This window comes from Weissella paramesenteroides, from assembly GCF_036327715.1.
GTDB classification, from domain to species: domain Bacteria; phylum Bacillota; class Bacilli; order Lactobacillales; family Lactobacillaceae; genus Weissella; species Weissella paramesenteroides.
This window is the reverse complement of sequence record NZ_CP130559.1, coordinates 168,298-183,915: the sequence shown is the minus strand read 5'-3', so window position 1 is coordinate 183,915 and position 15,618 is coordinate 168,298. Positions and strand designations below refer to the sequence as shown.

The following is a 15,618-nucleotide window of genomic DNA, read 5'->3' as shown; positions in this document are numbered from 1 at the left end:
GCAAATGTAACTAATGCTACATAAAATGATAATAGATAAAAGGATCTGCAATAATATTTTTGCTTTTTTCATATTAAATTTTTACCGACCACTGACCATTATCCTCATTCATTATCGTTGTCTTCCTTGATGGATAACTCTTCATATACAGTTGTTTGATTTTCTTTGTACCAAATAAAATTGACATATTCTGTATCGGATCCATTGTTTTCATACAATACAAACCTCCTGGTAAGTCATTGAATTGTGCTAACCCTTCTTTATCTGTCATAACAATATATGGTTCTTGGTGTCTAAAAATTTTCTTTCTTCCATTCTGGTTATATAACTGGTATTGCACACCAGCTACTGGTTGATTACTTTGGTCAACTACTTTAAAGATAAAATCGTAAGAATAGCCCTTTAATAGATACCTATGAATCAATCTCGCTAGTAGGATTAACAATGATATTGCCAATACAGCAATTGCTACTAAAATCAATAATTGATTAATTACATTTTGTTGATTAGCTCGCTTAATTTGTTTAGCAATTCCTTTCGTGTATGGCACTCGATGTCCTGTAACCAATAAGCGATCGGTATTGATCATGTATGGTGTACAAGTTAATAACGTTGCTAAATCCTGATTTGCTGTAATTTTAAGGACAGCCGTATTTGTTGGTTTAACGACCTGAATTTTATACACCTTATATGCCATCTTTTTATGATTAACTGTCAGTACAAAAACGTTTCCTTTTTTGACATGATTTAAATCAGTAAATAATTTACGGCTTGCTAAACCACGGTGTGCTGAAATGACAGTATGCGTATTTTTACCGCCTACAGGATATGAAGTTCCTTGAACAACAGTTGCGCCATAATTTAACAACAGTGGTGTTGTTTTATCAAAAAGTGGTACATTTACTTTAATTTTTGGAATTGAAACACTTCCAATTAAATGCTTATCAATGTTAATTCGCTCAGTTTTAGAACTACCTGAAAATGGATCTTTTCCAGCTGTCATACCCACTCCAGCTAATCTCGCATTCTCCTTACGCATCTTATCAGCAGTCTGATTGTTAATACCCGTTAAATGAGCAAGACGAAAATCATCAATAAAACTATTTGCAGCGTTCACATAAAATGGATAGAGCGCAATGCCCAGTCCAATAAACACCATAATAACCATCAATATTTGTAATAACTTATTAAAATGACGTGGTCTTTTTCTACGCATAATCTTATTTCCTTTATTAAATTGATATGTATTAAAAAAGGGGCTGACTTTGTTTAAAGTCAACTCCTCATTTATGAAATCAAAAATTAGACTTCTTCACGACGCTTTGCAATACGGTAACCAATTGCTGCTAGTACAACAACAACAAGTCCTGCAGCAATGTAAATATAAATACCATTACCACCAGTTGAAGGTAACAATCCCTTAGTAATATTATCAATTTCAACCTTTTGTGCATCAGCATAAGAACCTTGTGTTACGACAAACTTAACTGGAGCAGTTAACTTTGCATAACCTTCAGGTGCCTTTGTTTCAATCAAAGCATAACTTTGACCTTCTTCTAACTTACTTGAATAAGGAAGACCCTTTACTTCAACTAAACCAGTTGCATTTGAAGTGTAAGTTGTTGCATTAGTATCTGTACCTGACCAAGTATACTTGCCATCAGCAGCTTGATTTGCATAAGAAACAACCTTTCCTGAATTATCAACCTTAACTAATTGGAATTCAGCATTGGCCAACGTCTTGTGGCTGTCCTTATCTTGCTTAATAAATTTAGCACCACCAGTATAAATCTTAGGACCCTCTGCAGGTGTAGTTGTGACATCACTACCATTACCAATGGTCAATTCTGCCTTGTTCCCAATAGCAACATCTGGCACAGCATCATTAGTCAATGTCACATCATAATTAACAACTAACTTCTTGCCAGCTGCTGCTTGAACAGCTGCCTTTGATGTATCAAACGTTACCTTAAAACCATCACCGTTAGCAGTAACTGTATAGTCAGTACCTTTTGTTAACCCAGTAACGGCAACACTATTGACATCAGCTTTGATACCTTTATTTGGTGTATCCACTACTTCAAAAGTTGCTTTATCTTTGATGTTCCAAGGAACAGCCACAGTAATGTTGTACCCAAATGTCTGTCCATATTCAGCGTTGTAAACCTTATCACCATTAGGTAAAGTAACTTCTAATGATTTCTTTGAATCATCATTTAAATCCTTTGTGATTGCTTCTGTCTGCTCATCCTTAGGATAAATTTGTACGTCATTATTAATTTCCGTATTTGATCCTGACTTAAAAATTGGCAAAGTCAAAACAATGGGTGCAGCCTTTTGTGTGATATTTGAAGGAGAATCTGTTTCGACAAATAAATATGTCTTATAGTTTCCCTTGCTATCTTTCATTGGCAAATTACTAAATGTTGCAACACCATCTTCCTGATTTGTCGTTGTCGTTAGTTGATCTGCTACTTTGTTAGCGTAAGCTGGTGCAGCATCAACAGCATCCTTTTGGACAGCTGTCGTTGCTTGTTCGGCTGTATCACCGGCAGCACGTAAACTTAAGTAATGATCAGTGACATCATAGACAGTAAATGTGACCCCGTTTAATCCAGTACCACCAAAATCACTCATCACATCACCTGTATTTTGCTTGTCTGCAGGTACTTGCCCTTCATCAAACACACGTTTGTGTAATGTCACATTAAATGCATCACTTGTCGTATCTGCGTTAACTGTTTGCACACTAGCAAATAGTTGAAATACCAACGGTACCACTAAAATGATGCTTGCTAAAATATGGAAAAACCCACTCCTAGTTTTCATTCGTCTTCTTTTCCCTTCTGAGATAAATAATTATTACACCGCTGATTAGCATTACAAAAATACCAATCCAAAACGTCTGACGTTTCATTTGCCCGGTTGTAGGTAACCAACTATGTGGTTGATTACTTGATGTTGTTGACCCACTCTTAGATGGCGTAACAGTTGCTGGTTGTTCAGGATGAGATGGCACAATCGGTGGCACATCACCTGGTAAAACAGTCGCTTTAATAAAGATATTGACCACCCCTTGTTGATGACCCGTATCATCTTTAACGGGTAAATTAATAACTGTCGGTTGCGCAAATACCTTGTCCCCATTCTGATTATAACTATCACCTGTTTGAACAATTAAAATAGCTATGACATCCTGATTCAGCACAACATTTGGTGCTTGACCATTATTATTTGTTTTTACAGTTGTTATCAATGACAAATGATTTGCCCCAATATAAGACTGTATCCGCATGGCATCTTTACCTGCTAAATGTTTCTTCAAGCTAGTGGGATCAGATGAAATTTGATATTGATTTGATAAATCATAAACTTGGAACGTTGTATCCTTACCATCAGTCCTACCGTCCATATCCAACAACTGCCCATTGTGAATGACCAGCTGAGTTACAGTTGGCACAATTTCTTGTGCATTAACGGTTGGCGACGATTCTACAAATAATCCAACAATAACTAATAAGAATGATGTAAATAAGAATCGTAATTTCATATTTACACCTCCCCATCAGCATGACGATAGCCATAGTAACCAAATACTAGTGAACTAATAAAAATAATCATCCCGGTTAAAATATATGGCCAAATGCCTGTACCACCAGTCTTAGGTAATACACCATTCTCACTATTTTTAATCGTTACTGTAATTTGGTTATGCTTGTCATCTTGTGAAAGCGTTACTTCATTTGCTATGGTACTATCAGAGAATGATACCTTTCCTTGATTATCAATCGTTATGTTCAACTTTTTAGCCATAATGTGATACCCACTTGGCGCCTTGGTCTCTTCCAGAACATACTGACCAGGTTTTAAATCGGTAAAGGTCAAGTGACCGTCATCATCTGATTTGCCAGTAACATTCACATTATTATCACCAGTTAAACGAAATTCAGCATTAGCTAAATGCTTACCACTACTTGCATCTACTTTCACAACTGATAAATCAAATAATTTCAATGCATCATATTGCACAATTGTTAATACAGGTGCACCGCTCTTATCTTTATAAACATAAAAGCCATCATTATTCGGTGTCGTTGTTGCTGTTATTTCCTGACCATTTTCATTCAAGAATTTACCATCATCAGTTACTTGGAAACGAACTCTTGAAGTTTTAAGATCATAACCTTGTGGTGCCTTTTCCTCAATAACTTCATAGTAGCCCGGTTTGATTGATTTCAACGTATCAACACCGTTAAAATCAACTGGCGTAAAACTTGTATCGACTGCTGCCCATTTATCTGTGTACTGTGTCAATTTAAAATTAGCACCCGATAACGAATTTTGACTATTTGCAGCAAATTTTTTAACGGTTACACCTAAATTAGTATTGGTAATCGTATACGTATTATCTTGACCATCGATTGTTGATACGAAACCCGGCACATCTACTTCTGACTTTACTTGATAGTTGAAGTTTTGGCCTGCATTGTTAAACTTTGGCAGAGCAACTTCTTGATTATTGACCAATAGATGATCAATTTTTTCTTGTTGCCAATTGTCCGCCTTTGTTAACGTGCCAGTGGCAGTCGTCCAATTATTAGCATCAGTTACTGAATCACGACTAACAGTGTAAGTAATACTATCAGGTACTTTTTCATCACCTAATATATGCCATTCTTTTTTAACATTTAATGTTGTACTTGGTGCCTTCGCTGAAGGAATTCCAAATTGAACAGTCGTATCCTCATCACCCTTGGGCTTAAAGGTCGTATTACCATTCATTTGATACCAATAATCCGGTTTAAAATCATTCGTTTCGGTATTAATATGCACTTGATAATGTACTTGAATTTCTTGATCATCACCTAAAGTGATATTTGAGACGTTCAATTGATTACCTGAGATAACAGCCTTAGGCAAATGATCATTATCAATTGATTTAGAACCAACACTGGTTACATCAACCAAACTTGGATTAGCATATATGAATTGTTTTCCCAGAGGATCAGCAATTGTTCCATTAGCAACATTATTAAAATTGTTGATAATATTATCTGATTGTGAATTTAAATAAGTCACGATATCATCTGCAGAATTGGCATCTTGATACATGCCTGGTGATGCAGTTTTACTAATACGGTTTCGAACTTCAGCAGCTGTAAGATAGTTGCCATCATTAGATAATTGGATCCCTAATGTGTGAATCTCAGCCCCATTATCTTTGGCAATTTTTGCTTGCCCCAATGTCGCTGGAAAAGTATCACTGATTGTTAACCTATTTTGACCAGAACCTACAGTATAACTACGTTGTAACTTAGAAGTATTTCCTGGTTGATCCATTGCGGTAGAAAAACCAGTTGCATATATAGTGCCATCAATCGTTGTTGCTGATGTGACCTTATTAGAAAATGTTGGCACACCATCAGTCAGCAAAATCATCATTTTCCTGTTGCCACTATTATCACTAGATAACATGTTGGCCCCGCGTTGAATACCGTCCTGTGTATATGTCCCACCATTAAATGCACCTGACAGAGCATTATTTATTTGATTTTGATGAGCATCTGAAAGCGATGCCATACCAACTTCTTCATTTCGATATCCGCGGCCAGGACTCGAATAGCCAACTAAACCAACATTGACGTACTTTCCCACGCCAGCTTGGCTAATTGACGACATGAAATTTTTTACACCTTGTCGAACGGCTTCTGCTCGACCAGTTCCTTGTTCCATCGAACCAGACATATCAACAACCAAAACAATATCAACTGGTTTTATATCCTGTTGTGCAGATCCCTTAACATTCAAATAAACATCATATAAACCTTGTGTGCTGGTTTCCTTAGCATATTTACGAATTGCATAATCTGGCTTATTTTGATCAGCGCCAAATTTTAAATAAGAATTTTTGGTATCTGACGAATCACCACTCCACGACTTATTACCATCAACTTGTGTACCAAAGCCACCTTGGTGGTTAATAACCGTCGTTTGTCCCGTTGGTTGCCAACTTGCTGTTGGATAAATGCCGTTACTATCATTTGTGTAATTTAATAACGAGTTATCCGCTGCATATACATGATTGATCATGAATACCATAGCAAATATTCCCATAAGAAGTGCCATTACCCAATGCCATTTTTTTGTTAACACATACCTTCTCCCCTCCTGCTTTTTTCTACTTTAAGTTACATTTAATACAATAGACTAATTGTGTAAGGTGAAATTTTTAATTTATTCAAAAAAATATCAATATTTTTTGTTATGTATAAAAATGTGACATTTAATCATAAATAAAAACCACCCGTCAAACGGATGGCTTTTATTTATACTATCAATCTTAGTTGAAATTATAGTGCGCCTATAATTATGAATGAGCATTTACACCATTTTATTTCAGAATTATTGATTAGGAAATAAAAGTTCCACAATTAAGTGGCTAAAGTTTATGTACGCAAGATACACGGTTAATCTATTTTAAGGTCAATACTATCAAGAACAAATCATAATTTCTTTGTCAAAAAATTATCATATTTTTCAAAAATTCACAAAAAAATGATAATTCACCTTCTTTTTTGAAGAAATTTAACATAAATTTCGAACTATGATTATCGGTATATATTGCTTAAGTATAACTTAAACAATCAACCATGTAATCAATGTGAGGTATTTAAAATGCTAAAAGAATTTATTCCATTTATCGATAAAGACCGTTACCTCACTATTCAACTGTTTGAGTTTCTAGCATCACAAAAAAAGACAGTTCATACATTTTTTGAAATCCAGGAAGCTCTACAAGTTAGTCAATATCGAGTGAAAATAACTATTCATGATGCTATTAACCTTTCAAAAGATTTTCCAACCTTCAAACTAACATTTGAAAATGATATTTTATCTGCCTTTAATATCAACAACTCCTTATTAAATAAAATCATTGATTTTGAGGCTCATAAATCTCTGCGTTTCCGCATATTTTTGCACACGACCTTAAATATTTACAGTGAGTCTGACACAGAGTTTCAGCGCAATGTCGGTATTAGTCCATCCACTTACTTTCGTTTAAAAAAAGGGCTTTACCAGGATATCGGTTCAAGTAAAATTGAATGTATTAGAAAGAGTGAAGTTTTTGCACGATACTATATTTATCAAGTACTAGTTTATTTCTCATACTTTGACTATTTTCCAAAATGCATAAAAGACAGTAAAAAATTTATTAAAATGAAAAATTCCATTGCTTACTGCTCATTGATCTGGAAAATTACACCGACTGAAAGTCAACGAAAACAAATTAATTATTTTGTCGCTATCGGTATCTTACGATCGAAAAATCAACATCATATCCCCGAAAACGACAATAAATATTTAGTAGAAGTACTTTCACAGGAACAAGTGTTATTGTTCATGAAACATTTATCTAAAGACTGGTACCTGCTTGAAAAAAATGCTTTATTAGTTACTCGCTATGCACTGACTTTTCTTATTAGCATCAACAATTTACCCGTATCGCAGTTAGGATTTTTAAAGAATTTTGATGAAATTCAATCTGTAACAAATCAACAAGTAGACATTATTAAAGATTTGGCTGGCACATCACTGGTTGATACTGACATAATAGATTGTCAGAATAAATTATTAAAAGCGAATGCCAGAATCTTAAGTCCTTTTTTTAAAACTGATTTATTTTTCACCGAACAGCACTGGCACTATGCCAATTTATTGCGTAATGGTGCTGTTGAGAACTTAATCGATGAATTTACTAGCTTAATTGGTAGCGTTAATTCTACTCCTTTCAATAAACAAGAAATTGCTCAAATAAAAAAGGATTACGCCTTGATTATTTTACCTAAATTATCAATTCACAATCTCATTTTGCCAGTTCATATTGTCATTGATTTTTCTGAAGGCAATTTATTCAATGATTATATTGCCAGTGGGATTCAAAGCATTACTGGTTTAAATATTAAAATCGATCAGCACCTTAGCAGTCTGACGGATATCTATTTAACCGATACTTTTAATCCTTCGTACACCAAACAACAAATCATTTGGCCTGCAATGCCCCAAAAAAGTGATTGGCAACAGTTAAAAGCCTACATTATGGATTTACAAAAGAATCGTTTTAATAAGTTGGATAAAACAATTGATTATGGTGAATAATTTTAGAAGCCAATTTACTTAATAAATCACGATTAAGTAAATGAAATAACACATGAATAAAAAATGGTTGGATGCTTTTAGTTAGCATCCAACCATTTTTTCTTAATCAATATTTTATGGTAAATCATTACCTGCCGCAAAATAGATGTCGTACCATTCCTGATGTGATAACTGCACATCACGCCCATCAATCATCTCAGTCAAACGACTCGGCGTCATTGAACCAAGGATAACTTGCATATTTGCTGGGTGTGTCAAAATGAATGCGACTGCAATCCCATTCTTTGTTGAATGGTGCTTGTCGGCAATTTCTTGTAACTTCTTGTTCAACTCTGGGAACTTATCATTATCAATAAAGTGACCTTCAAACATCCCATACTGGAATGGTGACCATGCTTGAATTGTCATATTCTTTAATTGTGAATATGGTAAGATACCACCATCATGATCGACTGAGCGACTGTCTGCCATGTTAACGTGCAAACCTGCATCAACCATCCCCGTATGCATCACACCAAATTGCAGTTGATTAGCAACCAATTTTTGATTCAAAACTGATTGTAACAATTCAATTTGCCAAGGATTCATGTTTGAAACACCAAAATGCTTTACTTTACCTGCTGCTGATAATGTATCAAATGCAGCCGCAATTTCTTCAGGTTGCATTAGCACATCTGGCCGATGTAATAAGAAAACATCCAAATAATCTGTCTTTAAGCGTGATAGTTCTGCATCGACTGAGGCAATCAGATGCTCCTTAGAAAATTCGTAACGTGGTCCCAAAATACCATCTTCAGCCACTGGTCCCTTGTCCGATAAGATACCACCCTTTGATTGTAGAATGATATCTTCACGCTGAACGCCAGCCGCTTTTAGTGCCCCTGCCAACTTTGAAGTTGACTGACCATTACCATAAATATCAGCTGTATCAAAAAAATTAACACCCTTTGATAACACGGTTTCTACGACTTCTTGTGCTTGCGCATCTGTTTTATCCCCCATGCGCATGGCCCCCAACGCAATTGTTGGTACCATCAAACCAGAACCACCTAAATTAATTTGTGACATATTTTGCATTCCTCCCTTTTCAGGGTACATTTTACACTCTTTTCTACTGAGAAACAGTGTTGACATTATGAATAAATTTTGCTTGATTTATTGTCTATTTTTCGCATAATTCGCTTCAATTTTCGCTTTGTCTTTTTCCCACCATGCTTGATTTTGCTGATACCAGTCAATGGTTTGTTTTAACCCCGCATCAAAATCCAAATACTTTGGTTGCCAATTTAATGTTTCCTGCGTTCTCGTTGCATCAATTGCATATCGCAAATCGTGACCGGCACGATCCTTAACAAATTCAAAATCATCTACAGGTTTTCCCATTGCCTGTAAAATTTTCTTTAAAACAGTGAGATTATCCTGTTCACCATTTGCACCAAGAAGATAGGTCTCACCGATGGTCCCGTGCATTAGAATTTCCCAAATACCAGCGACATGATCAGTAACATGAATCCAATCTCGAATATTTCGCCCATTACCATATATTTTTGGCTTAATGCCACTCATAATATTAGTAATTTGGCGTGGGATAAATTTTTCAATATGTTGATAGGGACCATAATTATTCGATGTATTAGAAATGGTTGCTTTTAATCCAAAAGAACGCACCCACGCTCGAACCAGTAAATCTGAGCCAGCTTTCGTTGCTGAGTATGGTGAAGATGGATTATACCTAGACACTGGCGTAAACTTTTCATTTCGACTAGTTTCATCTAATGGTAAATCACCGTAAACCTCATCCGTTGAGACATGGTGGAAGCGGACATCATAGCGACGAGCTGCCTCAATAAGTGTAAAGGTACCCATTAAATTTGTCTGCATAAATGGTGATGGGTCAGTTAGTGAATTATCATTATGACTTTCTGCTGCAAAATGAACGACAGCATCAGTCTCGCGCATCAATTTATCCACCAACTGTGCATCATTGATATCTCCAACAACCAATGTCACACGCTCATCTGGTAAATCAGCCAAATTTTCAGCATTGCCTGCATAGGTTAATTTATCTAACACTGTTAGTTTTACATCTGGATGTTTAGTGATTACATAGCGAACAAAATTAGTGCCAATAAATCCAGCACCACCTGTCACCAAGATATTTTTATATTTCGTCATTCACTTGCTCCAAAATTTTTTCATAGTATTTTAAAAAAAAGAGGTTGAGACAAAAGATGATGTCCCAACCTCTTTTTGCTAAAAACGTCTTAATTATAGTCATGAAAGCTTGATAGCATAAACGCGTTCCAAAACAACTTTTGTCTCGCTCTCTTCCATACTAAAAACTTTTAATCTTTATTTCAAGAAATCCGGATCCAAAAATGCTGGATTTGGATACTTATAGAATCCTTCACCTGAAGCAGCTCCCGTCTTTCCTGCATCAATCATTGCCTTTAACGCCTTGGCTATTTCTCCAGCTTCTGCATCAGTTTCGGCTTGCGCCAACGATAGATTGTAAGGTGTATTTAGACCAACCACATCTAAAATCGCGAACGGACCTTGTGGTGCACCAGTAGCAATCATCCATGACTTATCAATTGTTTCGGGATCAGCAACTCCATTTACCCAGAGCTTTTGTGCAGCATCTAGCAGCGGCACTAGCAATGAGTTTAGGATATAACCATGTTGTTCCTTATACAATCGGAATGGCACCATCCGAATGTCCTTAGCAAATTGAACAACTTCATCCAAGTACTTCCCCTCAGTTCCTGGATGCCCCATAATCTCAGCATTGTTATTCTTCCAAATTTGATTAGCAAAATGAATTGCTAAGAATTTTTCAGGTCGATCAACATATTCAGCAAACTGTGATGGCACGAATGTTGATGAATTCGTTGCAAAAATTGTCTTTTCAGGTGCTACTGATGACAATTCTTGATAGTAGCTCACCTTAATTTTGACACTCTCTGGAATGGCTTCAATAACTAAGTCCGCGTCAGCAACTGCTTCTGCTAAGCTTGTACTAAATGACATGTGATCAATTACTGATGCGGCTTTATCACCGTCGTCATAAAATGCTTCATATTCAGGTACATAGCTTGCAAGTAATTGCTTTGCATGGTCTATGGCCTCATCATTGATGTCATAAAGTGTGACATTAAACCCTGTAAATGCTGTTTGAAATGCAATTTGACTTCCTAAGACACCGCCACCAGCGATAGTAACGTTCTTAATTGACATATAAAATCCCCCAATTTCATACTTACGAATAGATATATCCGACAACATTCAACATATACTAATTATATCACTCTTACCATTTTTACCCTGGTTTTGGTGTCCACTCTATTGCATATTTAATCTGCCAAATAGTGAAAACCACGAGCCAAGTCCGCTAGTAAGTCCACTTGGTCTTCAACACCAACTGACAAACGAATCAATTCATCTTTAATACCATTTTGCAAACGAATATCGCGAGGAATTGCGCCATGTGTCATAATCGCTGGTACTTCAATTAAACTTTCAAGAGCCCCTAAGCTTTCAGCCAATGTAATGACGCGTAGCTGTTCAACAAATGCTTTCGGATCTAATCCCGGTTGTAATTCGAAAGAAATCATGGCACCAAAGCCATGCATTTGTTTCTTAGCAACTTCATAATCTGGATTTTCTGGATCGCCTGGATAATAAATTTTGCTTACCATTGGCTGGCTATTTAAGTACTCAAAAATAGCCTGTGCATTCTTTAAATGTGCCCGCATGCGTAACGATAATGTTTTCATTCCTCGTTGTAGCAACCAACTTTCTTGTGGTGCTAAAATACCACCAATTGCATTTTGCAAATAGCCGATTTTTTGTCCCAAATCAGGATCTTTAGTTACTACCAAACCAGCAATGACATCGCTATGACCACCTAAATATTTCGAAGCACTATGCAATACAATATCAACACCCAGTTCAAGTGGGCGCTGGACGTATGGAGATGCAAACGTATTATCAATGATACTTAACACATGATACTGTTTTGCGATATCAGCAACTGCTGCAATGTCTGTCACACGTAGTAACGGATTGGTTGGAGTTTCTAGGTAAATTGCCTTGGTTTGCGGCGTTATTGCTTGTTTAACAGCTTCTAAATCACGTGTATCAACGATGGTAAATGTCATACCAAAACGCTTTAATACCGCATCGATCAAACGAAATGTGCCCCCGTAAACATCGTTACCAACAATAAAGTGATCACCTGCTGAAAAAAGTGAAAATACTGTATTAATTGCAGCAGACCCTGAAGCAAATGCAAAGCCGGCTGTACCACCCTCCAAATCAGCAATTAGTCTTTCAACTGCCTCACGGGTAGGATTCCCTGAACGTGAATATTCATATTTACTCTCACCAATTTTCTTTTGATGAAAAGTAGATGCCATATAAATCGGTATCGATGTTGCGCCAGTGAACTCATCTTCACTAATACCACCATGAATTAACTTTGTATCAAATTCCATTATTTTTACCCCTGTTTATCAATATCTCATTTTATCTAATAAAAAAGAGCGCGAAATTCTGATTTTCATCAGAGACTTCGCGCCCATAGTTCAACCCCAGCCAAGTGGGTATTGAACTTTTTAAGGTGATTATTCCTCAAAAATTGCCCAATACTAATCGGCCGAACATCGCATTAAGCGCGTTGTTCGACAAAAACAAACTGTTAAATTAAGCATTGTTTGATTCATAATGACCCTCCACTAGATTTATTGACACCAGTGTACCTGTATCATGACACTACTGTCAAGCACTTAAAATAATGGTGCTAACGTATCAATAATTAATTTGATATTCAAAATAGTCAATACAATTGCGATTGTATAACCTGTCCACTTAGCCCAAGCATTGTTCTTAAATTCACCCATAAACTTTGCTGAAGATGTAAAGTAGATCAGTGGAAACATTGAAAATGGTAGAGCCACTGATAAGAAGACTTGTGAATAAACCAGCAGTTGATCCAATGCGCCTTCGGTTGCCCCAAAGATGATCGTGAAGATGATGATGGGAACCAAAGCTAACCCACGGGTCACTAGACGTTGTAACCACATTGGCATCCGCAAAGTTGTATAACCTTCCATGATAATTTGTGCAGTCAAAGTTCCAGTGATTGTTGAATTTTGACCTGACGCTAGCAAAGCAATGGCGAACAACATACTCAAGAATGGGCTAGCAATCGCGCCGACAATCTCACGATTGTTAAGGGCATTGAACAAATCACCAAAGGCTTCTAAGTCAGAGCCATGACCGAAGAAGAGTGCCGCACCGACAATCAACAACAAGGCGTTAACGATAAAAGCACCAGTCAATTGAATATTTGAATCCCAAGCCGTAAATTTCAATGCTTCCTTAATGCTCTTCTTATCACGTTTTACTTGACGTGTTTGTGAAATTGATGAATGTAGGTAAAGGTTGTGTGGCATAACTGTGGCACCAACAATTCCTAGTGCTAACATCAATTGACTATGATGCAACACTTCCTTGTGTGGCACTAAATTGATTGCTGCGGCACCCATATCGGGCTTTGCCAAAATCGCCATGTACAAAAAGATTCCTAAAATAACCAGAATCAATGTCGCAACAATCGCTTCAATTTTACGGAAACCTAACTTCATTAATAATAGCAGTAGCAACACATCTGCTGCGGTGATCAAAACACCCCACAATAATGGTAAGCCAAATAATAAATGAATGGCGATAGCTGCACCAATTACTTCAGCCATATCAGTTGCCATAATGGCCAACTCAGTCATGATCCAAAGTAACCAACCCACCGCTTTATTCGTACTATCTCTAGTCATTTGCGCCAAATCTTTTTGCGCCACAATCCCTAACTTGGCGGCCATGTATTGTAGCAACATCGCAATTAAACTTGAAATCAAAACAACTGATAACAATAAGTAGTGGTATTGTGCACCACCGACAATTGACGTAATCCAATTTCCTGGATCCATGTACCCAACCGCAACAAGTGCTCCTGGTCCACTCCAAGCCATTAATTTACGTAAAAATCCACCTGTTGTTGGCACCTCAACAGAACCATTGATTTCAGCAAGGCTTTGATTATCTGATTCTGGTGCCGTTGTTTTCTCTACCATCAGTCCTTTTCTCCCATAATGTCTTGTTGGTAATGTCCTCTATCCTAGTATCTAATAAAGTTAACAAAATTCAAACCATTACCTATCATTTCGTTCAAGGTAACCGCTTTCAAAATGTTTTCTTAAGTGAATTGCAATATGTTCTTTTTTCAGTCTTAAATGTTAGTAATGAAAAAAGTTCCATAAACCTAGTTTTTACTAAGTTTATGGAACCTAAAATATGCCGTCGATGGGGGTCGAACCCATACTCCCTTGCGGGAACTGGATTTTGAGTCCAGCGCGTCTGCCAATTCCGCCACAACGGCATGTAATAATTAAATAAGTGAATTAATAATAAACGGTTACACCGAATGCCGTCGATGGGGGTCGAACCCATACTCCCTTGCGAGAACTGGATTTTGAGTCCAGCGCGTCTGCCAATTCCGCCACAACGGCATATTTAATTATTATTATATAAAATTATGTAAAGAGTGAATTATTCTCACTCCAAGGGCGGTAGATGGGGATCGAACCCACGCGTGCCGGAACCACAAACCGGTGTGTTAACCACTTCACCACTACCGCCATCATCAGATAAACAGGGGTAGAGGGAGTCGAACCCCCACCGACGGTTTTGGAGACCGTTGTTCTACCATTAAACTATACCCCTATTTTGAGATGGTTATTATTGATAATACGATGTATTATCAAATGGCGCGGGGCGGAATCGAACCGTCGACACTACGAGCTTCAATCGTATGCTCTACCAACTGAGCTACCGCGCCATTATAAACGGTCACAACGGGATTCGAACCCGTGATCTTTCGCGTGACAGGCGAACGTCATAACCAACTAGACCATGCGACCAATGGACGTTACAGGGATCGAACCTGTGACCCCCTGCTTGTAAGGCAGGTGCTCTCCCAGCTGAGCTAAACGTCCATTCTCTGTTGTCATAAACTCAACAACAGAAATTATTATACCGATATTTTTCAACCTTTGCAACCCTAAACCGCATATGATTTTAATTAAATATACTATCTGGCATATTTTTAGATAAAAAGCTTATATATTTAAGAGATTGTGACACCTACTCATGTCTCATTCCCAACGAAATTTCTATAACTTAACACACAAATCAATTAGGTAATTGCAACTTTGCGTCATTTCCCCTATAATATGTAATCGTGGTGGTAATTATATTAATACATAACATACAAGATGGTAGTGTAGCCAAGTGGTAAGGCAACGGTCTGCAAAACCGTCATCACGGGTTCGATTCCCGCCACTACCTTATAAAAAAGGACAAATTGACAGTGTCGCGTCAATTTGTCCTTTTTGTTTTATCTTC

Annotated in this window: 10 protein-coding genes and 8 tRNA genes; 2 read left to right on the top strand and 16 right to left on the bottom strand. The window is 37.0% G+C overall.

The genetic code is table 11. From position 1 onward, the window contains the following. Nucleotides 1–73: 73 nt before the first annotated feature. From QRX23_RS00885 to QRX23_RS00870, 4 genes are all read right to left on the bottom strand, one after another. Nucleotides 74–1,216 (bottom strand): class C sortase, encoded by a 1,143-nt coding sequence (locus QRX23_RS00885; protein WP_330155605.1) that lies wholly within the window; start codon nucleotides 1,214–1,216, stop codon nucleotides 74–76. Between the two features lie 86 nt (nucleotides 1,217–1,302). After that, on the bottom strand, nucleotides 1,303–2,829 hold the full coding sequence (locus tag QRX23_RS00880) for a SpaH/EbpB family LPXTG-anchored major pilin (protein ID WP_330155604.1): 1,527 nt from the start codon (nucleotides 2,827–2,829) through the stop codon (nucleotides 1,303–1,305). Continuing rightward, nucleotides 2,819–3,550, bottom strand: coding sequence for a pilin N-terminal domain-containing protein (locus QRX23_RS00875; RefSeq protein WP_330155603.1), 732 nt, complete (start codon nucleotides 3,548–3,550; stop codon nucleotides 2,819–2,821). The genes QRX23_RS00880 and QRX23_RS00875 overlap by 11 nt, the downstream gene beginning before the upstream one ends. Nucleotides 3,551–3,552: 2 nt before the next feature. Continuing rightward, nucleotides 3,553–6,153, bottom strand: coding sequence for a SpaA isopeptide-forming pilin-related protein (locus QRX23_RS00870; protein WP_330155602.1), 2,601 nt, complete (start codon nucleotides 6,151–6,153; stop codon nucleotides 3,553–3,555). A gap of 522 nt (nucleotides 6,154–6,675) precedes the next feature. Here QRX23_RS00870 and QRX23_RS00865 point away from each other — a divergent pair. Further along, entirely contained in the window at nucleotides 6,676–8,157 is a 1,482-nt protein-coding gene (locus tag QRX23_RS00865; RefSeq protein WP_330155601.1) for a hypothetical protein, read from the top strand. A 114-nt stretch (nucleotides 8,158–8,271) separates the two neighbouring features. On the opposite strand, the gene QRX23_RS00860 is transcribed toward QRX23_RS00865, so the two are convergent. From QRX23_RS00860 to QRX23_RS00805, 12 genes are all read right to left on the bottom strand, one after another. Continuing rightward, nucleotides 8,272–9,225: an aldo/keto reductase gene (locus QRX23_RS00860; protein ID WP_330155600.1), complete on the bottom strand. Its 954-nt coding sequence runs from the start codon at nucleotides 9,223–9,225 to the stop codon at nucleotides 8,272–8,274. An 87-nt stretch (nucleotides 9,226–9,312) separates the two neighbouring features. Continuing rightward, nucleotides 9,313–10,332, bottom strand: a complete 1,020-nt coding sequence (gene rfbB / locus QRX23_RS00855) for a dTDP-glucose 4,6-dehydratase (RefSeq protein WP_330155599.1) — start codon at nucleotides 10,330–10,332, stop codon at nucleotides 9,313–9,315. A gap of 177 nt (nucleotides 10,333–10,509) precedes the next feature. Next, nucleotides 10,510–11,394, bottom strand: a complete 885-nt coding sequence (locus tag QRX23_RS00850) for a 3-hydroxyacyl-CoA dehydrogenase (RefSeq protein ID WP_040761024.1) — start codon at nucleotides 11,392–11,394, stop codon at nucleotides 10,510–10,512. Between the two features lie 116 nt (nucleotides 11,395–11,510). Further along, nucleotides 11,511–12,653, bottom strand: coding sequence for a trans-sulfuration enzyme family protein (locus tag QRX23_RS00845; protein ID WP_251939586.1), 1,143 nt, complete (start codon nucleotides 12,651–12,653; stop codon nucleotides 11,511–11,513). Nucleotides 12,654–12,944: 291 nt separating this feature from the next. Next, nucleotides 12,945–14,288, bottom strand: a complete 1,344-nt coding sequence (locus tag QRX23_RS00840) for an Nramp family divalent metal transporter (protein WP_330155598.1) — start codon at nucleotides 14,286–14,288, stop codon at nucleotides 12,945–12,947. 221 nt (nucleotides 14,289–14,509) lie between these two features. Next, nucleotides 14,510–14,593 (bottom strand) — tRNA-Leu (locus QRX23_RS00835). A gap of 46 nt (nucleotides 14,594–14,639) precedes the next feature. Beyond that, nucleotides 14,640–14,723, bottom strand: a tRNA-Leu gene (locus QRX23_RS00830). 56 nt (nucleotides 14,724–14,779) lie between these two features. Further along, nucleotides 14,780–14,852: transfer RNA gene (locus tag QRX23_RS00825), tRNA-His, on the bottom strand. Nucleotides 14,853–14,866: 14 nt separating this feature from the next. Next, nucleotides 14,867–14,937: transfer RNA gene (locus QRX23_RS00820), tRNA-Trp, on the bottom strand. Nucleotides 14,938–14,979: 42 nt separating this feature from the next. Continuing rightward, nucleotides 14,980–15,052: transfer RNA gene (locus QRX23_RS00815), tRNA-Phe, on the bottom strand. 8 nt (nucleotides 15,053–15,060) lie between these two features. Then, nucleotides 15,061–15,134: transfer RNA gene (locus tag QRX23_RS00810), tRNA-Asp, on the bottom strand. Between the two features lie 2 nt (nucleotides 15,135–15,136). Beyond that, nucleotides 15,137–15,209: transfer RNA gene (locus QRX23_RS00805), tRNA-Val, on the bottom strand. A gap of 281 nt (nucleotides 15,210–15,490) precedes the next feature. Here QRX23_RS00805 and QRX23_RS00800 point away from each other — a divergent pair. Beyond that, nucleotides 15,491–15,561 (top strand) — tRNA-Cys (locus QRX23_RS00800). The last annotated feature ends 57 nt before the right edge of the window (nucleotides 15,562–15,618 follow it).